The sequence below is a fragment of the Paenibacillus sp. GYB004 genome (genome assembly GCF_036577605.1).
In the GTDB taxonomy this organism is placed as follows: Bacteria; Bacillota; Bacilli; order Paenibacillales; family NBRC-103111; genus Paenibacillus_AB; species Paenibacillus_AB oceani.
Genome location: NZ_JARBDB010000002.1, coordinates 307649 through 328699 on the forward strand (window position 1 = coordinate 307649; position 21051 = coordinate 328699).

The following is a 21051-nucleotide window of genomic DNA, read 5'->3' on the forward strand; positions in this document are numbered from 1 at the left end:
TATCATCCGGAACCGGACAAGTTTCGGCACAAGGAGTCCGACCCGCTATGAACCGAACCAAACTGTTAATCCGTACTCTGATATTTTTCGTCGCCGGAATCGCGCTGCTCATGCCGGTCCTTGGCGTCTCTAAGGGCAAGACGATGTACGCCGAACAGGTGGCTGTCCTGATGTATCATCACATCTATAATGAAGACGAGAGCTCCGGCACGATTACGACAGACCTGTTCGAGGAGCAGCTCGTTTATTTGCGGGAACGCGGCTACACGTTCATCTCGCTGCAGCAGTTTCTGGCCTTTATGGAAGGCGCCGCCGTCCCCGACAATGCCGTGCTCGTTACATTCGACGACGGATACGAGAGCGTGTATGCGAACGCATATCCGATCTTGACCCGGATGGGAATCCCGGCCGCGAACTTTATCATTACGAACAAACACGACAACCCGCGCGAACATACGCCAACCTTCATGACCCCGGACGAGATCCGGACGATGACGACGGCGAAGCCGGGCATTATAAGCGCGCAATGCCATACGGAAGGGATGCATGACAATCCCGACGCGCCGTTTATGGTCACCCGCCTGCCTACCCCGGACGGAGGAAAGGAGACGGAAGAACAGTATAGGCAAAGAATCGTGTCCGACACCCGTGCGTGCATCCAAAGGTTAACGCCGCTCGGTCCGGAGAAGGTCAATACGCTCGCTTACCCGTACGGCGTGTACGACAAGATCTCCTCCGAGCTTCTGAGAGAAGCCGGCATCGAGTACGCCTTCACGATCGTGCCCGAGATGGCGACCCGAAGCGTGAACAAGATGCAGATCCCGCGTATCAATGCGGGCAGTCCGCATATTTCGCCGGAAGTGCTGCACCAGACGATCCGGCGGCGCATCGAAACGGTAATCCGATAACAAGCTGCCGCGGGACGCGACCAACCGGAGGTCCGTTGTGCCGCGGCCTTTTAATTGTTCAGCAGCGCCCGCAAACGAGCCGGGAAGTCGGTGATGATGCCCGATACGCCCAGCGCGATTAACTCCGCCATACGCGGAACTTTGTTCACCGTCCACGGGTATACCCGGATGCCGAGCCGGTTCGCCTGTTCCATCCACTGCCGGTTGACCAGCTTGTGATGGGGATGCATCGAATACAGCTCCACCCCGTACTTACGCATGGCCTCCTCCGGCATGATCGGCTTCTTGTCGACCAACAGGCCGATTCGGAGCCCGGGCTCTTCCTGCTTCATACGGGTTAATCCCCCGTGGTGGAAGGAGGATACGAATACCCGTTCCAGCATGCTCCGTTCTCGAAGGAGACGAAGCAGTCCGTCCCGAAGTTCCGGGCTGTCGACCTTCATCTCCACGTTCACGCCTACGGCCGGAGGAAGCAGGTCGAATACTTCCTCCAGCAGCGGCAGACGTTCCCCGGCGTACCGGTCGGAGTGCCACATCCCGGCGTCGAGCTGCTTCAGCTCCCTTGTCAGCAACTCCGCGATCGCCCCTCTCCCCGTCGTTGTCCGGTTCACCTTCGCGTCATGGCAAACCACGATGCTTCCGTCTTTGGACAGATGCACGTCCAGTTCGACCGCATCCGCCCCTTGCTCCACGGCAAGCGCGAACGAGCCCAGCGTATTTTCCGGCGCGTCGCCGGCCGCTCCCCGATGGCCGACTACCGCGATTTGACGGTGCGTAGTTCTCATATTCTATCTGGCCTCCGCTATATGGGCTAATGCCGCTTGCTGGTTTTCCCAAAAATCGTCTTGTATAATGCAGATGAGGTGAAGCTGATGGAAAGCCATTTTCTCGCTTATTTATACCGTCTTCGTTACATCGAGCGATGGAGCCTAATGCGCAACGTCCATAAGGAAAACGTGGCCGAGCATTCGTTTCACGTCTCGCTGCTGACGCATGCCTTGTGCACGATCGCCAACGTCGTTTACGGCCGCCGGCTGCCGACCGAGCAGATCGTCACCGCAGCGTTGTTCCACGATACGACGGAAGTATTTACAGGCGATATCCCGACTCCGGTCAAACATCACAATCCCGATATTTTGCGCAACTTCCGCGAAATCGAACAGCACGCGGCGAAGCGGCTCGTCAATATGGTCCCGCCGGAGCTCCAGCACGTATACGGTCCCCTGATCGAGGGCAAGAATACCGATGCCGAGCATGCCCGCTATATTAAAGGCGCCGATCTGTTGGACGCTTATCTGAAATGCGCCTCCGAGCTGTCGGCCGGCAACCGCGAATTCGCCGTAGCCCAAAAACAGATCGAGCAGTCGATCGAGAAGCTCGATATGCCGGAGATCCGTTATTTTCTGCAGCACCTCGCCCCCAGCTTCGAGAAAACGCTCGACGAGCTTAACGAACCGGCTCCGTAACAAGGCCGGTGCACAACAAGACGAAAACCGGACTTCCCTGGGTAGGAAAGTCCGGTTGTTCGTATTGCGTTACTTCGGTCCAAGCATCATGGCCATCAGCAGCACGTAGCTGACCCCGTTGATCAGCGTGAACGTCCGCAGCTTGCGTATGGCGGCTGCTGTGGAATCCCCGGCGATCAGCTTCTTGAACGGCTTCGAGGACATCCCCGTCATGGCGAACATCACAAGAACGAGTACGATCGCCATCACCATCCACCATACCGAATATTCGGCCTTGCTGACCATATACCCTCCGGACAAAAACGCCAGAATGAGAACGTATTGTCCGATCCGGTTGCCGCGGTGAAGCGCTACCGCGGTCGGACGATTAACCGCGCCTCCTGCCAAAAACGGAAGCAAAATGTAGAAAATGAGCGCAAGCGCGCAAATGACATGCACGACATACATCGCCTGATGCACGGCTGAACGGCCTCCTTCGATCTCTGCGTATAGCAGTTCGTTTCAAATGTAGTATATCGGAAAGGCTGTCCCGATACAAATCTTTCCGGACATTTGTCACGAACGTGTAACAAGTGCCTGCAGCCGAGATCGGACTGTATGGCCGGTGCTTGCTTTTCAGACCGGCCTGCGCTTATGCCATATGAACGATCACATTGCCGTCTTCTACGGAGACGTCGTACCGTTCCACCGTTACGTCATACGTCTTCGTTCTCGTCGCCGGGTCGACGATCATGCAGCCCGACTTGACATCGAATTCCCAGAAATGCCATGGGCACCGGACAACCTCGCCCTCCCGCTCGTATACGAACTCGCCCGGCCTTGGAGAGGTGACGTAAGCTGATGTAATGCCTTCGCACAGCGGCGCCCCCTGATGGGGACACAGATTGCGTATCGCATAGAACCGTCCGTCGATATTGTAGATCCCGATGCTGCGGCGGTTCAATTCAACGATCTTTCGCGTGCCGGGAGGGATCTCGGACACACGGCCTGCCAAGTAGCTGGGCATCAGTTGCTCCCTCCCTTGGCCGCGTCCCGCTGTGGCAGCCCATACAGCTCCGCCGCATTTTGGTAAAAGACGCGCTCCCACAGCTCATCCGGCAGTTTCGGAAAAGCAAGCTGCGGCGAATCGAAGTCCCAATGCGGGTAATCGGAAGCGAACATCAGACACTGGCCGGCATGGATCGCCTCCAGCATCGGCAGGAACAGCTCCGGCTTAGCCGGCAGCTCGATCGGCTGCGATGTCACGCGCACATGTTCCCGGTAATACTCGCTCGGCAGCTTCTTGACCCAAGGCGTGTTATGGCGCAGCGCCTTCCAGTCCTGATCCATCCGCCATATAGCCGGCGCGATCCACATCATCCCCGCTTCGATCATGACGACCTTCAGCGTCGGAAACAGCTCGAACACGCCTTCGTATATAAAGCTTGCCAGATGCGTCATCATAATGCCCGCCCGGGCGAGCCGGTACTCCGCATAATGCGAGACATAGCCGGCTCCCGTCGGCGGTGGATTGATCCCGATGCCCTCCATGCTGACATGGATCGCAAACGGCAAATTATGCCGCACGCACGCTTCGTAGATCGGATAATACCGCCGGTGTCCGTAAGGCTTCTCGGCTCCGTTCGAGACGATAACCTGGACAAAGCCGGGATGCGAAGCGACGCGGTCGATCTCTTTGGCCGACAGGATGGCGTCCTGCTTTGGAATCATGATGGACGCTTTGAACCTGGGTTCCTTCGAGAGCACATGCTCGATTGTATAGTCGTTGCACGCGGAGCACACGGCGGCCGCATAGTCCGTATCCGGAATCGTATTGATCCCGTAATCCATGCCGGTGATGATTCCGTAATCGATCTGATACTTCTCCAGCAGGTTGGCGCGAATGTAATCGAGAGCGACCGACTCGTCTCCCGGAGGGATTTTATACTCCTGCATCGTGCCGTTCGTTCCGCCGTTGTTGTACATGCCGATTTGCCCGGGCACCCGCGGTCCCCATGTCTCAATCTGTTCCCGGTAATACCGGGACATGTACGGCTTCAGCGCCTGGTATCCCCCGCGCAGAGGGGCCAGATGAAGGTCGCAATCGATGATGGAGCGTTTCCTTTTCGGCTTGGTTCCAGCTCCAGTTCCAGTTCCAGTAAGAGATTGAATCGGCTGATTCGATTCCATAGGTTTCTCTCCCCCGTGATCGTTTTTTCTATTTGTAGAGGTTGTTCAAAAAGTCCACTTTTGATCACGAAGCCGATCAGGAAGCCTGCTCGACATCGAATATGGCATTCAGCCGGAACTTCCGGTGCTCAAGTAGCTTTCACTACGCTCCGCTCCTCATTTCCTAGCTTCATCCCATCTTCTCGGTGCTGAAAACCGGACTTTTTGAACTCGCACATACAGGTTTACTTGGCCATTTGTTCGGCGATCTTCTTGTTGATCCTCTCGTCCGCTTCGCGCAAGGCGGTATTGATATCCTTCGCATTCGTCGCGATATCGTGGAAGATCTGGGTAAATTCCGGGGCCGCGAGCGCCTGATACTTCGATAACGGTGCGATCGGCGCAGGCTGATCCGGGATCATCGCCTTCAGATGTTTATTGCGCATGTACGGCAAGTCTTTGCCATATTCGCTCCAAATATCGGTGCCTTGCAGAGCCGGCGAATACCCGCGGCGGGCCAGATGTTTCTGGAACTCCTCGCTCGTGACGTAGGCCGCCACCTGAAACGCCGTCTCCTTATGCGTGCTGGTTACGGGAATCAGGAAGTATCCCGGCGCCAGCTGCGGCCCGGCGTTAGGCGCTTCCTTGTAACGCGGATACGATACAATGTCCCATTCGAGATTAGGATCTTTATCGGCAAAATATCTCGTTCCGAGCGCGTTCGGTCCCAGCATCATCGCGAGCCGCTGCTCGCTAAACAGCTTGAGCTGCGTCGCATAAGCAGAAGTCGTCGAATCGACCTCGTTGCCTGCAATCCGGTAAAACTGCGTCAGCGTCTCGAACATCCGTCTCGGCTTCTCCGAGGCGAACAGTCCCTGGTGTTTGACCGGATCGATAAACACGGGAGACAGCGGATCGCCGTTCGCGACCGCCCCGGGCGACATGCCCATCCCGTAATATTGCACGCCGCTCTCGGTCCGGCTCATCTTCCTGGTCAATTCATACACGTCGTCCCACGTCATGCCGTCCTTCGGGGCCGGCACGCCAAACCGCTCAAAAAGCGTTTTATTGTAAATCAGATTGACGGAATCGACCGTTACCGGGAGCCCGTACATCCCGCCGCCCGCGATTTGCCTCATCGCCGCTACCGCGGTCGGCTCCAGACGCGACACATCGTATTTGTGAGTTTGAATCAGACCGGAGATATCGTACTGCAGGTTGTACTCCATCAAATAACTGTAAATCTGGCCGTATGCGTCATAAAAAATATCGATCGGCTGTTTGGATTCGACCAGCGATTTCAAGTTGACACTGTTCGAAGGGGCGATAAACTTCGGCGTTACATGCGGAAACTTTTCTTTGATTTTGTTCCCGAAGGCGCTCATAAAGCCTTCGTTGTTCGTAATCGAACCGACGTGGAACCAGAATACGAGCTCCACCGGTTCGGTTGATGCGGCAGGCGCAGGAGCAGACGCAGGCGATTCTCCCCCGCCGGTTCCGGAGCTTCCGCCACCCCCATTCGTTCCTGTACCGGAACCGCCGGAGCAGCCGGACAAGACGCCTATGCATAACGCAAGACTAAAACCTAACCATTGTCTCTTCTTTGTCTTCATTCGAAGTCCCCCTTGTGATCCGGCTCACTCTACGACAATATCCAGCTTGGTCCATGATTCCGGCACGGCAACGATCACGTACCGGTTCGGCACCGATCCGCCCGATCCGCCGCCGGTTACGGTATCCAGCGCGAGATCGATGTCGATCGCGGGCGCGGTCCCGGCAGGCGCCTGCGAAAGCAGCGTCTTGGCTATATAGTCGGTGGCCGCTCCGCCGGCCGCATCGGTATACCGGTATACCGAGAACAGGGCGGTCTTTCTGTAGGCGGCCGACCCTCCTGGCAGCGGGTTGGCGGTTATCCGGACGATCGCATTCAACTGGCCGTCGAAGGTCGGTATTTTGACATATTTCTTGGACGCCCCGGTCTGAATGGTCCCTAGCCACTTTTGGTTATCGCCCAGGAACACTTTCGCTCCGGTGAAGCAATTGATCAGAGGCAATACATCGTCGCCGATATTGTGTACGGCGGTCACAAACCGCCCGAATCGACCTGCATCACGCCGCCGATGACCGCGCGACCCATCAGAAAGGTAGCCTCGGTTCTGCTTGTTACCGGTATCAAGATCCGCGCCGAGCCGATTCCGTCTCCTTTCAGATGCTGGCCTTTGCGCACATATACCGTTCCGGCTATCAGATAATCGCCGCAGGGACAAATACGGTTCTTTTGAGAGGCGTATTGTTCCCTCCCGTGTGCTCCTCGCTGGCGAGAAGCGCCAGGTTAAACGCTGCGGTGTCTTCATCGGCCGGCAGCGTGTAGGCGCTGTCCTGATAATATTGCCCGTTGGCCGGGTTGCGGTATTTGGCGTTTCCCTTCGCCCCGAACTCCTTTACATTGAATAGCCAGTCTGTCTTCAGATTCACGCCCAGCAAAGCTTCCTGGACCGTTTCCGAGGCGGCCTCTTCGGCTACTTGCCGAATAAACGGCTCACAGCTGCAATCGTCCGGCTCCCCATAGACGCTGCGGGTGACATCCCCTTACTGGCGGGCCATACTTACAGAGGCGCCCAGCAGCGTTCCCGTTACGGCGACGGTGCCGGCGGCCCCTAACGTGAACAGCCTTCTTCGGCTCATCCGGACTTCGGACGACCTGGCATCCGGCAGGCTTTCGCTCTTCTGCTCGTTCTCCCGTTCTTGCCGCATCCCATCACTCCTTATCGTCACCTGTAAAAACGCTGATCTTGCAGCTATTCCGTCTGACTGACACATTTTGCCGAGGAGTGTACGCGCATACATTGAGATCTCGCTTTCATCATACCTCCACAAAATTTAAAGCGAAATACACGCAGTTTAGTTATTTCTGACACTTTTTTTGGTCTTGACGCTGGACCTGACGGTTCGTTATGGTAATCTCGAGGGATCATGATACGGGGCAGCCGCAGCCTCCGAGGAGGAGTACAGATTGGGAAGTGCGATGCTTGATGTGAAAACGTATACATGCGCCGGGCCTCAGCCCGGGTTTATCAAGGGCGATGAAACTCATATCAATTATGTTTTGATCGGAGCGGAAACGGGGGCGTTCGATTATGGAATCGGGCCGTTTCACGGCCGGGCTTCCTTCGGGGACCTCGTGTTTTGCCCTCCCGGCACCGTTTTCAGGCGTCAATCGCTCGGGGACATCTCCTTTCACGTCTTCCAATTCACCGCGCTCTCAGGAGCGGATGGAGCCCTCTCCGAGCTTCCTGTTGGGAATGTGTCGATCGGCGACGTCAATCGGCTTTCTTCCACTTACTCCTACTTGCGCAAAAGCTGGGTCGCATACGGCGGCGGCTCCGGAATGATTCATTACGCCAGCCATATGCTGCTGGATTTGTTGTACCTGTGTGAGGAAGAACGAAAGCAGGCGCTCCATCGCAAAAAAACGACCGACCCGCTGATGAAGCAGGCGGCAAGTTATATTCACCGGCAGCTGGCTGGAGAAATCCGCATGCAGCACATCGCCGGGTGTCTCGGCATTAAGCCGTCCGAGCTGACCCGGCGATTCCGGCTGGCATACGGCTGTACCCCGGTTGAGTATGCAACCCGGCTAAGGCTGGAGGAAGCGAAACGGCTGCTCCGCGAAACGAACGATACGCTCGAGGCGATCGCCTCCCGCTGCGGATACGAGAACGGCTCTTACTTGTGCAGGGTGTTCCGCGCGAAATTCGGCATGACGCCTTCCGCGTTCCGGCACGACCATCAAATCTAGTTGGGCTTGCGTACTTATCAAGAACATCTATACGAGAGCTTTTTTGAGGGCGGCCGTCCCTGTACCAGCAGCAGCTTTTCTCCGGTATGAGGACCATGTCCGTTTTGGTTGAATGATACGAAGAGGTATCGGCTTAGTGTTAGAGCGGTGTTGGAGCGGTGTTGGGTCGATATTGAGTCAACAAATAAAGGCGATTTGCACCCTTATATCGACCACCTGAACGGATCTGCACCCTTTTCGCCGATTTTAGCAGCTTCAAACCGCTCTTATTTCCCCGTCCAAGCAGGTTTCGGACCAAATAAAGGCTGCAAACCGCCTCTATTCGCTCCTCTCTGCCTGAAAAGCAGGGGATGCATAAGTCTCCCCCTAAATATGGGGCTGTCTCACCCCGTTATTTGTTTGCGATTTTGCAGAGCCCCTTGGACCCGATTTTCCATGAGCAAAAGGACCTCCGCCTCCACGTTACTGAAGAAGCTGAGGTCCTTTCGTCGGATCTCGAGATGCATTGTTTGTAAATCCGGACGTTCCCCTGTCAGGCGGGCGGATATTTTTAGAGCAGCCCCTTCGGGGGCCCGTCAAAGCTTAACCGTTCACGATCGCGATTACGCTTCGTACCGATTGCGCGGACTTATCCATCGCCGCTTTCTCTTCGTCGGTCAGCTCGAGCTCGATCACTTTCTCGATGCCGTCGCCGCCGAGAATCGTCTGCACGCCCATGAACAGGTCGTTGTAGCCATACTCGCCCTGCAGCAAAGCGATGGCAGGCACAATGCGCTTTTTGTCCTTCAAAATCGCTTCCGTCATCTGGACGAGCGAAGCCGCCGGAGCGTAATACGCGCTGCCGTTGCCGAGCAGGTTGACGATCTCGCCGCCTCCTGTGCGCGTCCGCTGTACGATCGCATCGATGCGCTCCTTGGAGATCAGCTTTTCGATCGGAATGCCGCCGACGCTCGAGTAACGGACGAGCGGAACCATATCGTCGCCGTGGCCGCCGAGAACGACGCCGCGGACGTCTTCAACCGACACGTTCAGCTCTTGGGCGATGAACGTGTTGTAACGGGCCGTGTCCAGCACGCCGGATTGACCGATAACGCGGTTTCTCGGGAAGCCGAGCGCCTGGTAAGCGACATATGTCATAGCGTCTACCGGGTTGCTCAAAATGATCACATAGGAATCCGGGCAATACTTCTTAACGTTTTCGCACACGGACTTGACGATGCCGGCGTTCGTATTCACCAGGTCGTCACGGCTCATGCCCGGCTTGCGGGCTATGCCGGCGGTGATGATCACCACGTCGGAGCCTGCCGTATCCTCATAGTTGGCGGTACCGACGATGTTGCTGTCAAAACCTTGCACCGGGCTCGATTCGAGCATATCCAGCGCTTTGCCTTTGGTCGGATTTTCGAGCTGCGGGATATCGAGCAATACAACGTCGCCAAGTTCTTTTTGTCCGAGCAGGAACGCGGTAGTCGCCCCTGTGAAGCCTGCACCTACAACGGTAATCTTTTTACGCTTGATCGCCATAATAAAGAATCCTCCTTGGTTCGGGTCTTTACAGGATCATTGTAGACAAATTGACGCCATTTAAAGCAAAATAGCGGAATTTAAATTCCGCTATTTTACAACTCGTATTAGTCCATGTTTTTGATAACAAGGTTAGCGAACTCGGAGCATTTAACTTCCGTTGCGCCTTCCATCAGACGTGCGAAGTCATACGTTACCGTTTTGTCGGCGATCGACTTCTCCAGCCCTTTGTAGATCAGGTCAGCCGCTTCCAGCCAGCCCAGATGCTCCAGCATCATAACTCCGGACAGCGTAACCGAACCCGGGTTCACGACGTCGAGTCCCGCGTATTTCGGAGCTGTACCGTGAGTAGCTTCGAAGATCGCATGGTGCGTCACATAGTTGATGTTCGCTCCCGGAGCAATCCCGATGCCGCCAACTTGAGCTGCGAGCGCGTCGGACAAGTAGTCGCCGTTCAGGTTCAGCGTCGCGATGACGTCGAAGTCGGTCGGACGAGTCAATACTTGCTGCAGGGCGATGTCGGCAATTGCGTCTTTTACGATGACTTTGCCGGCTGCTTCCGCATCTTTTTGAGCTTTGTTAGCCGCTTCCGCGCCTTGCTCTTCTTTGATGCGGTCGTATTGCGCCCAGGTGAACACTTTGTCTCCGTATTCGCGCTCTGCAAGCTCATAGCCCCAATTTTTAAACGCGCCTTCGGTGAACTTCATGATATTGCCTTTATGAACAAGCGTAAGGCTCTTGCGGCCATGCTTGATCGTGTATTCGATAGCGGCGCGAACGAGACGCTCCGAACCTTCTTTGGAAACCGGTTTTACGCCGATGCCGGAAGTTTCAGGGAAGCGGATTTTCTTAACGCCCATTTCATTTTGCAAAAACTCAAGCACTTTCTTCACTTCGGCCGAGCCTTCTTGCCACTCGACGCCAGCGTAGATGTCCTCTGTGTTCTCGCGGAAAATAACCATATCGACAAGCTCCGGACGTTTAACCGGGGAAGGCACGCCCTTGAAGTAACGAACAGGACGCAAGCAGACGTACAGGTCGAGCTCTTGACGAAGAGCAACGTTCAGCGAGCGGATGCCGCCGCCTACCGGAGTTGTCAAAGGACCTTTGATCGCTACGATATATTCGCGGATTGCTTCCAGCGTATCGTTAGGCAGCCAGCTGTTGTAGTTGTTGAACGCTTTTTCGCCGGCGAACACTTCGTACCAAGCGATTTTTTTCTCGCCTTTGTAAGCTTTCTCAACAGCTGCGTCGAGAACGCGTTTGGATGCTGCCCAAATGTCCGGCCCCGTACCGTCGCCTTCGATGAACGGGATGATCGGATTATTAGGGACTACCAGTTTACCGTCAACGATCGACAGTTTCTCGCCTTCGGTCGGCGCTGCGTAATGTTCGAATTGAGCCATGGGAAACCTCCTGAGATAATAGTAGTATATGGGAAAACGCCAGCGTAAGGGCGTTCATGCCCGCAAAAGAACGGGAGTCGCAGACCTGTGCAAATGTGAATCTCTCATTGTGTGAGAGAACCACACTCAGTCTGTAACACCCCGCTCGCGGCAAAAATCTGAATCCATCCATGCCGCCGATACCCCAAGTGTACCACACTTGGGGGACAACTACGAATGGGGGAACGGCCTCACGAGCAGAGGCACACTCCGGATTCGCTTAACGGCTTTCGATCGTAACGTATTTCTGATTGACCGGACCGGTGTACTCGGCGCGCGGACGAATCAGACGATTATTTTCGTATTGCTCCAAAATGTGAGCGGTCCATCCGGATACGCGGCTGATCGCGAAAATCGGCGTGAACAAGTCGCGCGGAATTTCAAGGGACGTGTATACCGATGCGGAATAAAAGTCGACGTTCGGCTTCAACCCTTTTTGACCAGTTACGAGCTCTTCGATCTTGATCGACATATCGTACCAGTTCATGTTGTTCGTGATTTTGCCGAGTTCGCGGGACATCTTCTGCAGATGTTTCGCGCGAGGGTCGCCGTTTTTGTAGACGCGATGGCCAAAGCCCATAATTTTCTCTTTGTTCGCCAGCTTGTTGTTGATATACGTTTCGACTTCGGAGCTTGTACCAATCTCCTCCAGCATCGCCATAACGGCCTCGTTGGCACCGCCGTGCAGCGGTCCTTTCAGAGCGCCGATAGCGGAAGTAACGCCGGAATAAATGTCGGACAGCGTAGCTACCGTGACGCGAGCGGCGAACGTCGACGCGTTCAGCTCGTGGTCGGCGTGCAGAACGAGAGCTTTGTCGAGCGCTTCTACGGCGATCGGCTCCGGATCTTTGCCTGTCAGCATGTACAAGAAATTGTAGCTTACCGATACTCCCGCTTTAGGAGCGATCGGCTCCTTGCCTTCGCGGATGCGTGCGAACGCCGCGACGATGGTCGGAAGCTGCGCCTGCAGACGAATCGCTTTGCGCAAATTCGCCTCCGCGCTCATGTCGTTCGCTTCCTCGTCGTAAAGCGCCAATGCGGAAACCGCGGAACGGAGAGCTGCCATCGAATTCGTATTTTTCGGGTACAGCTTCATTTGCTGGATCACGGAATCGGCCACCGGCGCGCTTGCGTTCAGATCGGCGTGAAGCTGCTCCAGTTCCGATTTGTTAGGCAGCTTGCCGTACCAAAGCAAATATACGACTTCTTCAAAAGAAGCATGCTCGGCCAAGTCGTCAATATCGATCCCCCGGTACGTCAGTACGCCGTCGATAATCGAGCTGATCGAGGACGTCGTCGCTACGATACCCTCAAGACCTTTGGTTGCTGTCATCTTATTTCGCTCCTTTTTGGTATCGATTTATAGAGGTTGTTCATAAAGTCCACTTTTGATCACGAAGCCGATCAGGAAGCGTGCTCGACATCGAATATGGCATTCAGCCGGAACTTCCGGTGCTCACGAAAGCTTACACTACGCTCCGCTCCTCATTTCCTAGCTTCATTCCATCTTCTCTGTGCTGAAAATCGGACTTTTTGAACTCGCACTTATAAATATAGGTGATAAAAATCGCGGACATGGAAAACTATCAAGTAATATAATAAATGATTTGGGTCGATAAAGAAACAAAACGGGGATAAAACTTCATTATCGGCGCAATAAACATGTGCTATCTCCCGATAGCTTCACATTTTAACAAGATACATCCAATCACCTGCCGGGCTGGGATATTGTTCATTCACAGAGCAGTCCATTACATCATGCCAGATCCATAATGTGGGTAAAATATGGGATGGGGGATACATGATAGCTCAACAGCAGTATGGTAAAGAAGACAAACTTCATTCCTCAGCGCAGTAAACAATTTTTTGATAAAATAGATCCATATCTCGCAACCGGGAGGCGCACACCTATACCATGAGAAGCGAACGCGTAGGCATCATCGATATCGGATCCAACTCGGTCCGCCTCGTCGTGTACGAGCGGGTCGGGGAAGAAGCATACAGAGCGATCGACGAAAGCAAGGAATCGGCGCGTCTCAGCGCCGCCATTCTCCCCGACGGCTCGATCGCGCAAGCGGACATCGAGCGGCTGGCCCGCATTCTGAAAGAATTCCGCATGCTGTGTCACGTCCACGCCGCGGAGACGGTGCGCGCCGTGGCGACAGCCGCGATCCGCAACGCCACCAACGGCCGCCAGGCCGCGGAGCAGTTGCACCTGCTGACCGGTATCCCGATCGAAATCTTGTCCGGCGAAGAGGAAGCCCGTCTCGGATTTATCGGCATGATCAATTCGATCGACGTCAAGGACGGATTCCTGATCGACATCGGCGGCGGCAGCACCGAAATCTCGCTGTTCCGCAACCGGACGCTCGTCCGGAGCATCTCCCTTCCGTTCGGCGCCGTGAATACGGCCAAAACCTATACGGATCAGGGCAATGCGAGCAGAGACGACCTGAAGCGCATCCGCGATATGGTGCTCGCTTCGGTCAAGGATGAGAAATGGCTGTCCGGCCATCCCGACTTGCCGCTGATCGGCTTGGGCGGAACGATTCGTTCCTTGTGTAAAATCGACCAAAAGAAGAAAAAATATGCGTTCACGCAATCCCATATGTACGAGATCGGCAAAGAAGGACTGAATGAACTGTCGGATTGGCTTTCCTCGCTTGACGTGCAGCAGCGGACCAAGGTGGAAGGGCTGTCCGGCGACCGCGCCGACATTATCGTGCCCGGATTGATCATCCTGCATACTTTGTTCTCGCACATCCGGGCCAGCCGCTGCATAGTCAGCGGGGCGGGCCTTCGCGACGGCGTGTTTTACGAGACCGCTTTTCCCGAGAAACCGGTCGTAGCGGACGTGCTGGCCGATAGCGTCGGCAACCTGCTCGCTTTGCACCCTGCCGTATTCCGTCCCCATGTCGAGCAGGTCGCCAGGCTGGCTGCCAAATTGTTCGAGGATTTGTCTCTGGAAACCGTCTTCGGCCGCAGAGCGCTGGACCTGCTGCAAACTGCGGCCATGCTGTACCGGATCGGCGTTACGGTTCACTTCTATAACTACTACAAGCATACGTTTTACCTGATGGTCCATTCCCGGCTCGACGGCTTGTCTCACCGGGAGACGGTGCTGTGCGCGCTGATCGCCTCCTACAAGTCCAAAAGCAAGGCGCGCAGTATGATGCTGCCCTACAAAGATCTGCTCGGCGATACCGACGCGGACCTCGTCTACCGGCTCGGCTCGCTGCTCCAGCTTGCGATCTCGCTCGACCGGAGCGAGACCCAGCCGCTTCAGGAGATCCGCGCGAACGTCGTCAAGCAGGACCTGGCTATTAGCTGGACGAGCCGTCATGACCCCGCAATCGAGCTCAGGGAAGTGGAGCGCGCCGCCGGCGAATTCAAGAAAGGCTGGGGGCTGCGGATTAGAATGACGCCTGCCACTTTTTCCAGGTGACGATATCTAAAGCTTCGAACTGGCTGCGGAACGGGGTCATCGTCTCATTCGGCTCCCTTTCGTACTGGCCGCTCGACCTCAAGATTCTCGCCTTGACGTTGTCCGACAGGCTGATGCGCAAAATGTGAATCAGCATCTCCTTCAGCCCCGGGTCGAACACCGGGCACATTAGCTCGATGCGGCGCGTCAGATTGCGGGTCATCCAGTCCGCGCTGGACAGCCACACTTGGGGCTCGCCGCCGTTCTCGAAGTAGAAAATCCGCGAATGCTCGAGAAACCGGTCCACGATGCTGCGGACGGTAATCGATTCGCTCAGGCCGGTCACGTTCGGGCGCAGGCAGCAGACGCCCCGGATGATCAGATCGATCGGCACGCCGGCCCGGGATGCGTCGTACAGCTTATCCACCATCTCCTGATGCGACAACGAGTTCATCTTGGCGATAATCCGGGCCGGTTTGCCGGCCGCCGCATGCTCCGCCTCGCGCTCGATCAGCTCGAACAATTTCGATTTCATGTCGGCAGGAGCTACGCCGAACGCCTGCCAGTCGTGGGGAGCCGAATACCCCGTCATTTCGTTGAACAGAACCGAGGCGTCTTCCCCGATAACCGGATGGGACGTGAACAAACCGATGTCGGTATACAGCCGGGCCGTATTATCGTTATAGTTGCCCGTACCGACGTGCACGTACCGGCGCAGCCCTTCTGGCTCCTGCCTGACGACGAGCGTAATCTTGGCATGCGTCTTCAGCCCGACGAGGCCGTATACGACGTGACAGCCCGCCTGCTCCAGCTGTCTGGCCCAGGCGATATTGCGCTCTTCGTCAAACCGCGCTTTCAGCTCCACGATCACCGTTACCTGCTTGCCGCCCTCGGCGGCCGTGGCGAGCGCTTTTACGATCGACGAATTGCCGCTCACCCGGTACAGCGTCATTTTGATCGCCATCACGTCGGGATCGTTGGCCGCCTGCTCGATAAAGTCGCCTACCGCGTCAAACGATTCGTACGGATGATAGACGAGCACATCCTTATCGCGCAGCACCTCGAAAAAGTCGTCGGTTTCGTCAAATTCTCTGGGGTATACCGGCTCCAGCTTCGGAAAGCGGAGATGCTCGAACCCGGGCAGCGACAGCGAAAGCTTCATCCAATAGCTAAGGTCGATCGGTCCGTCGATCTCGAACACGTTGTCGCCGATCTCGAACTCCTCTCTCAGCATCTCCAGCGCATACGGATGAAATCCTTTCTGCACTTCCAGCCGGACCGGAGATCCCCAGCGTCTTCGTCTCAGTTCCTTCTCGATCTCCTCGAGCAGATCTTCCGCCCCTTCCTCGTCGAGCGTCAAGTCGGCGTTGCGGGTCAGACGGAACGGATCGACGGCCACCGGCGTATAACCGGCGAACATCGTATGGATATGCTCCTCCATCAAATCTTCCAGCAGCACGAACTCCTGCTTCACACTGTTGGATCTCGCCGGAACTTTGACATACCGCGGCAAGTTCGACGGGACCTGAACAATCGCGAAGTAAGGCTCCTCCTCCGGTTCGTCTCCTTCCCTCTTCAGCGTTACGGCCAGATACAGAGACAAATTGCGGACCAGCGGAAACGGACGACTCTGATCGACCGCCATCGGAGTCAGTACCGGGAAGACGTAGTCGTGGAAGTAAACGTCCATCTGTTTTTTCTGATTTACGGTCAAATCCTCATAAGCGGTAAAAATAAGTCCTTCCTTCGTCAGCGCCCTCGTCAGCTCGCGGTGCGTCTTGTACTGCTCCTGCACCATTTTGCCGGTCCGCTTCATAATGCGGCGCAGCAGCCCTTCCGGCGTATAGCCGGTAAAATCTTTTTTCGTATAACCCGCCTTTAACTGATCGGTAATGCCTGCGACCCTTACGCTCATGAATTCGTCCAGATTCGTCGATACGATCGACAAAAATTTAATTCTTTCCAGCAGCGGCGTCGCCGGGTCCTGCGCCTCTTCCAGCACGCGGCGGTTGAATTCGATCCAGCTCAAATCTCGGTTAATATAATGGGAGACGGAATGTTTCAGCTCCTGCATCGGCTTCGCCACTTGGGATTCCTCCGTAACGGAAATAGTTGCTGTCTTTTATTATCGCCGGAGAATGTTAAGCGGATGTTAAACTTTTGTAAAATGTTCGGGGGTCCGTGTAAAATGTCGAAAACCGGCAAGCCCGATCGTTCGGCAAATCGGACAGCAAAAACCGGTAACGGGGGCCGGGCCGAGGCGGTGTGAAACTCCCGCGTCTCCATCCCCCGCTCAGCGCCGGAAAAAGAAGTAGTTTTGACCGTTTGCGATTTTGTTTCGAAGCCAGGCGGAGAGCATATTGCGGAAAATCGGCCGGGTGAACGGAATAAGCAGGATAATCCCGGCAATATCGGTGAGAAATCCGGGGGAGAGCAGCAGCAGGCCGCCGACAAGCACGCAGACGCCATCCAGAATCGCATCCCCGGGCATTTGCCCGACCGACATTTGCCGCTGGACCTGAGCCCATACTTTGCTCCCTTCCTTCCTGGCCAAATAAGCGCCGGCGAAACCTGTCAGCAAAATCAGGCCGAACGTCTGCCAGCCGCCGATCCGCTGTCCCACCTCGATAATCGCCCAGATCTCCAGAGCCGGGATGATAATAAATACCAGTAGCAGCACTTTCCCCATCGTTATTCCTCCCCGAGCAGCCGGTACAGCTCCGGCGCTTCTCTGTCGATCCTTACGGGCTTCCAGTCCCGGCCCAGCCATACGTGGCGGGTGGCTCCGGTGACCAGCAGCTCGCCTGCAGGAGCTGGACTGCCGTTCCGTTCGGCCGCTTCTTGTTCCCCATCGGAAGACACCGCTCCCCCCTCCTCGAGCCGGCGGATCTGCGATTCGAAATGAACCGTTAAGTGATTGTATGAACGGATTCGGGTGTAGATCGCAATCCGGTCGTCATATTTCGCCGGCAGACGGAACTTCGATTCCAGCTCGATCACCGGCAAATAAAGGCCAAGCTCTTCGATCCGGCTATAGGGCAGCCCCCGCTCGCGAATGAGCTCCGTACGGCCAACCTCGAACCATGTGGCGTAATTGGGATGATACACAACCCCCATCCGGTCCGTCTCGCCGTAACGTACCCGGATCTCGTAACCGTGCCACCGTCCCGGCTCCTGCTGCTGCTGCTTTTGTGTCATCGTTGTCCCCCGTTCCCTAACCTGATGCTTCTATTGTACTAAACCGCTTCTCTTTCCTCAAACGGTCCGCCCGGTAGACAGCAAACTCGGAGACATGATAAGCTTTGTCCAAATATGCGGCATGATGCGGAAAGGACGATACTTATGCGCCTCGAACGGCTGCTTGCCATACTGATGCTTATCGTTAACCGGAAACGAATATCCGCAGCGGAGCTCGCGGAGAAAATGGAAGTATCGGTCCGGACGATTTACCGCGATATCGAGACGTTATGCCAAGCCGGTTTCCCGCTCGTTTCCTATCAGGGAGTAACCGGCGGCTTCGAGATGATGGACGGATACCGGCTCGATCGCACGGCGCTGACTTTTGACGAGATCTCTTCGGTCCTGACGGCGCTGAAAGGCATGAGCCGGGCGCTGGACGATACCCGGTACGGCACAACGATTGAGAAGTATACGAGCCTGCTGGGTGATACGGAGAAAGAATCGGTCCGCTTCTGGCAGGACCGGCTCGTGATCGATATGAATCCATGGGGCTCCGATGGCATTATGAAGCACAAGGTGGCCTTAATTCGCGAGTCGCTGCAGGAGGATCGTACCGTCAAGTTCGGTTACTCTTCGGTTAACGGGGAGCCGACTATCCGGGAAGTCGAGCCGATGACGCTGCTGCTGAAGGGCGCCTCGTGGTACTTGTACGCCTACTGCCCGCTTCGTAACGACTACCGGCTGTTCCGGCTGTCGAGGATGTCCGCCCTGACCGTTACCGGCAACCGGTTCGAACGGCGGGATCATCCTCCGGCGGAGGAAGCGGACTGGGGGCGGATGTGGGAGATGAACTCGAAGCCGGTCACCTTGAAGCTGCGGTTTCCGCCGGATATGCGGGCGAGGGTCGAGGAGTTGTTCGGCGTCGAACGGCTGGAGACGGATACGGACGGCTTCCTGCTGGTCACGCAGACGTACCCGGAGGATGAATGGATCTACGGCTTCCTGCTCAGCTTCGGCAGCAAAGTCGAGGTGCTGGAGCCCGAGCGGGTCCGGCTGTTGATTCGCGAGAGGGCGAAGGAAATGGTGAAGGTGTACGGTTTATAGACAGTTGGAGATTGTCCGAGCATCTTCAGACAGTCTTCCTATAAACCATGACAGACTCTTGTCAGGGTTGTAAGAGTATACTGAGACTATTCCCGCCTATAAGGAGGCTGATACACATGGACGCAACATTTTGCCAAAGCTGCTCGATGCCGCTTGCTACCGCTGAAAGCCTAGGTTCTAACGCCGACGGAAGCGCAAATGAGGAGTACTGCACGTATTGTTATCAGGAAGGAGCTTTCACCGACCCGGACGCTTCCGTCCAATCGATGATTGAGGTGTGCGTACCGCATGTGGTCGCCGGCCAGAAGATGTCCGAGCAGGAAGCCCGTGACATGCTGAACCGGTTCATCCCGAAGCTGAAGAGATGGGCGTGACCGGCCAATAACGCAACAAGTAAAACTAAGCTGGCCCATTATCGCAATAGGCTTCAGAATCACAATGAACCGGTCTCTCCGTTTTTCCGACGTCGGGCCTGCAGCCCAAAAAAGAAGTCGGCGCCGCGATGAAACGATCCCGGTTATCGAAGGTTAATCCCCGGCTGTCCATCCATTACATCCCGGGTAAGGGACGAACTGTGGATTGGAGGCCGGGGATCGCGCGGTTTGCCGATCTGATCAATAGATTACTTCTTCTGCGCTTTAACCTGATCGATCTTCTTGTTCGCCGAATCTTCCGCTTCCCGCATCGCTGTATTGATGTCTTTCTCGCCCATCGCCGCGGAGATGAAGGCTTGCTCCAGCTCCCCTCTCGCGATGCCGTCATATTTGCTGCGGTAAGCCGACGGGGCCAGCTTGGCTGGAAGAATCGCCTTTATATTTTTGTTTTTGAATTCCGGATAATTTTGAGCGAACGCCATCTGAATGTCCTTATTATTAAGCGCCGTCAAAATCCCTTTCTTCGAGTTCTCCAGTTGAAACTCGTCCGAGGTCAAATAAGTGAGCACCTCAAACGCTTCCTCCTTCAGCTCAGATGCCGCGGACAAGTAAAAGTATAATGGATACGGCTGCGGACCGAGACCCGGCGCATCTTGGAATGCCGGAAATTGCACGAAATCATAGTCCATATTTTTATAGGTAAGCTCGCGGATTCCGGTTCCCGAAGCATTCAGATACATCGCCACGACTTGATCCTTCTCAAACAATTCTTTGCCGACCTGGCCGCCGAACTGGTTTTTCTTATCCAAATGGTTATTCGGAAGCCGGTAGATTCCAAGCATCGCCTCCATATATTCTTTCCATTTGCTGCTGCTAAAATCAGCTTTCTCCGTATTCGCATTGATCAGACTTAAGGAGAAAGGATTGCGGTACAGCATAAAGTTCGGGTATACGAGCGACCCGTGATACCGTACATCCCCTTCGATCCGCGACATTTTTCTGGACAGCTCATAAAACTCGTCCCAGGTCATACCGTCCTTCGGGTACGATACGCCGAATTTATCGAACAGTACCTTGTTGTATACGATCGTCGAGGCTGCCCCGGCGACAGGCAGACCGTATATGCCTCCGTTCGCCAATTGCTTGGCCAGGGCAAGCGCTGTCGGCTCCAGCCGGTCGAGATTATATTTGTGCTTTTTGATCAGCGGCGTTAAATCGTACTGCAGTCCGTTCTCCAGCATGTTATCGTTAAACATCAATAAGGATGAGATGACGATATCAAACTTGGTTTTCGAAGCGAACAATTCGGCAATGGCCGGCTTCGGGTACGGGATGAACGATACTTGGATATGCGGAAATTTCTGCTCTATAGCCGCACCGTAGTCTTTCATAAAGTCATCCGCAGACCAGCCGAAGGTCGCATCTTTAAACACCAGCTCGATCGGCTCCCTCTTTTCCTTTACCGGTTCCTTTGCATTCGTTCCCCCTTCAACCGCTCTTTCTGTCCCGCTACCTGTTCCTCCTGCCCCTCCGCAGCCGGACGCGACAATCGTTAAAGCGCCTAGCAGCAAAACTGTTTTACGTCGAAACCGTCCCAACAACAAAAACGCCTCCTTTAGGGAATACATGTGATGAATGCGCCTTCATTATTCCACAAAAGGCTTTGCTCTGGGATTTCA

Annotated in this window: 22 protein-coding genes; 6 read left to right on the forward strand and 16 right to left on the reverse strand. The window is 55.3% G+C overall.

Annotated features, from left to right (window positions below):
• Positions 1-47 precede the first annotated feature (47 nt).
• Positions 48-908 (forward strand): polysaccharide deacetylase family protein, encoded by an 861-nt coding sequence (locus tag PV433_RS01435; RefSeq protein WP_332070417.1) that lies wholly within the window; start codon positions 48-50, stop codon positions 906-908.
• A 50-nt stretch (positions 909-958) separates the two neighbouring features.
• On the opposite strand, the gene PV433_RS01440 is transcribed toward PV433_RS01435, so the two are convergent.
• Positions 959-1693 carry a glycerophosphodiester phosphodiesterase gene (locus PV433_RS01440; RefSeq protein WP_332070418.1) on the reverse strand — a complete coding sequence of 245 codons (735 nt, stop codon included), beginning with the start codon at positions 1691-1693 and terminating at the stop codon, positions 959-961.
• 87 nt (positions 1694-1780) lie between these two features.
• Here PV433_RS01440 and yfbR point away from each other — a divergent pair, with 87 nt between their 5' ends.
• Complete coding sequence (gene yfbR / locus PV433_RS01445) at positions 1781-2374, forward strand: 5'-deoxynucleotidase (RefSeq protein ID WP_332070419.1); 594 nt, start codon at positions 1781-1783, stop codon at positions 2372-2374.
• Between the two features lie 69 nt (positions 2375-2443).
• On the opposite strand, the gene PV433_RS01450 is transcribed toward yfbR, so the two are convergent.
• The 8 genes from PV433_RS01450 to PV433_RS01485 all read right to left on the reverse strand — a co-directional run bounded on the left by PV433_RS01450 (position 2444) and on the right by PV433_RS01485 (position 7276).
• The gene (locus PV433_RS01450; protein ID WP_332070420.1) at positions 2444-2833 is read right to left on the reverse strand and encodes a hypothetical protein; all 390 of its coding nucleotides are present in this window, start codon (positions 2831-2833) and stop codon (positions 2444-2446) included.
• A 172-nt stretch (positions 2834-3005) separates the two neighbouring features.
• Positions 3006-3380: a Rieske (2Fe-2S) protein gene (locus tag PV433_RS01455; protein WP_332070421.1), complete on the reverse strand. Its 375-nt coding sequence runs from the start codon at positions 3378-3380 to the stop codon at positions 3006-3008.
• Positions 3380-4543, reverse strand: coding sequence for an amidohydrolase family protein (locus tag PV433_RS01460; RefSeq protein ID WP_332070422.1), 1164 nt, complete (start codon positions 4541-4543; stop codon positions 3380-3382). The genes PV433_RS01455 and PV433_RS01460 overlap by 1 nt, the downstream gene beginning before the upstream one ends.
• Positions 4544-4767: 224 nt before the next feature.
• Complete coding sequence (locus tag PV433_RS01465) at positions 4768-6135, reverse strand: ABC transporter substrate-binding protein (RefSeq protein ID WP_332070423.1); 1368 nt, start codon at positions 6133-6135, stop codon at positions 4768-4770.
• 24 nt (positions 6136-6159) lie between these two features.
• Positions 6160-6609: a hypothetical protein gene (locus PV433_RS01470; RefSeq protein WP_332070424.1), complete on the reverse strand. Its 450-nt coding sequence runs from the start codon at positions 6607-6609 to the stop codon at positions 6160-6162.
• Positions 6606-6749 carry a hypothetical protein gene (locus tag PV433_RS01475; protein ID WP_332070425.1) on the reverse strand — a complete coding sequence of 48 codons (144 nt, stop codon included), beginning with the start codon at positions 6747-6749 and terminating at the stop codon, positions 6606-6608. The genes PV433_RS01470 and PV433_RS01475 overlap by 4 nt, the downstream gene beginning before the upstream one ends.
• Positions 6750-6766: 17 nt before the next feature.
• A complete protein-coding gene (locus PV433_RS01480; protein ID WP_332070426.1) occupies positions 6767-6997 on the reverse strand; it encodes a hypothetical protein in 231 nt (76 codons plus the stop codon).
• 114 nt (positions 6998-7111) lie between these two features.
• Complete coding sequence (locus PV433_RS01485) at positions 7112-7276, reverse strand: hypothetical protein (protein ID WP_332070427.1); 165 nt, start codon at positions 7274-7276, stop codon at positions 7112-7114.
• A gap of 259 nt (positions 7277-7535) precedes the next feature.
• On the opposite strand from PV433_RS01485, the gene PV433_RS01490 reads away from it, so the two are divergent.
• Positions 7536-8321, forward strand: a complete 786-nt coding sequence (locus PV433_RS01490; protein WP_332070428.1) for an AraC family transcriptional regulator — start codon at positions 7536-7538, stop codon at positions 8319-8321.
• A 582-nt stretch (positions 8322-8903) separates the two neighbouring features.
• Here the strand turns inward: PV433_RS01490 and mdh are convergent.
• From mdh to citZ, 3 genes are all read right to left on the reverse strand, one after another.
• Entirely contained in the window at positions 8904-9845 is a 942-nt protein-coding gene (gene mdh, locus PV433_RS01495) for a malate dehydrogenase (RefSeq protein ID WP_332070429.1), read from the reverse strand.
• A 107-nt stretch (positions 9846-9952) separates the two neighbouring features.
• Positions 9953-11251 (reverse strand): NADP-dependent isocitrate dehydrogenase, encoded by a 1299-nt coding sequence (icd, locus tag PV433_RS01500; protein WP_190929426.1) that lies wholly within the window; start codon positions 11249-11251, stop codon positions 9953-9955.
• A gap of 259 nt (positions 11252-11510) precedes the next feature.
• On the reverse strand, positions 11511-12623 hold the full coding sequence (citZ, locus tag PV433_RS01505) for a citrate synthase (protein ID WP_332070430.1): 1113 nt from the start codon (positions 12621-12623) through the stop codon (positions 11511-11513).
• 582 nt (positions 12624-13205) lie between these two features.
• Between citZ and PV433_RS01510 the strand changes: the two genes are divergently transcribed.
• Complete coding sequence (locus PV433_RS01510) at positions 13206-14735, forward strand: Ppx/GppA phosphatase family protein (RefSeq protein WP_332070431.1); 1530 nt, start codon at positions 13206-13208, stop codon at positions 14733-14735.
• On the opposite strand, the gene ppk1 is transcribed toward PV433_RS01510, so the two are convergent.
• The 3 genes from ppk1 to PV433_RS01525 form a co-directional block, all read right to left on the reverse strand.
• Positions 14704-16788, reverse strand: a complete 2085-nt coding sequence (gene ppk1, locus PV433_RS01515) for a polyphosphate kinase 1 (protein WP_332070539.1) — start codon at positions 16786-16788, stop codon at positions 14704-14706. The genes PV433_RS01510 and ppk1 overlap by 32 nt on opposite strands.
• 219 nt (positions 16789-17007) lie before the next feature.
• Positions 17008-17403 carry an FxsA family protein gene (locus PV433_RS01520; protein ID WP_332070432.1) on the reverse strand — a complete coding sequence of 132 codons (396 nt, stop codon included), beginning with the start codon at positions 17401-17403 and terminating at the stop codon, positions 17008-17010.
• 2 nt (positions 17404-17405) lie between these two features.
• Positions 17406-17912: an acyl-CoA thioesterase gene (locus PV433_RS01525; RefSeq protein ID WP_332070433.1), complete on the reverse strand. Its 507-nt coding sequence runs from the start codon at positions 17910-17912 to the stop codon at positions 17406-17408.
• A gap of 144 nt (positions 17913-18056) precedes the next feature.
• Here PV433_RS01525 and PV433_RS01530 point away from each other — a divergent pair, with 144 nt between their 5' ends.
• Positions 18057-18998 (forward strand): helix-turn-helix transcriptional regulator, encoded by a 942-nt coding sequence (locus PV433_RS01530; protein WP_332070434.1) that lies wholly within the window; start codon positions 18057-18059, stop codon positions 18996-18998.
• A 116-nt stretch (positions 18999-19114) separates the two neighbouring features.
• Positions 19115-19372: a zinc ribbon domain-containing protein gene (locus PV433_RS01535; protein WP_332070435.1), complete on the forward strand. Its 258-nt coding sequence runs from the start codon at positions 19115-19117 to the stop codon at positions 19370-19372.
• A gap of 248 nt (positions 19373-19620) precedes the next feature.
• Here the strand turns inward: PV433_RS01535 and PV433_RS01540 are convergent, their stop codons facing one another.
• On the reverse strand, positions 19621-20970 hold the full coding sequence (locus tag PV433_RS01540) for an ABC transporter substrate-binding protein (RefSeq protein WP_332070436.1): 1350 nt from the start codon (positions 20968-20970) through the stop codon (positions 19621-19623).
• Between the last annotated feature and the right edge of the window lie 81 nt (positions 20971-21051).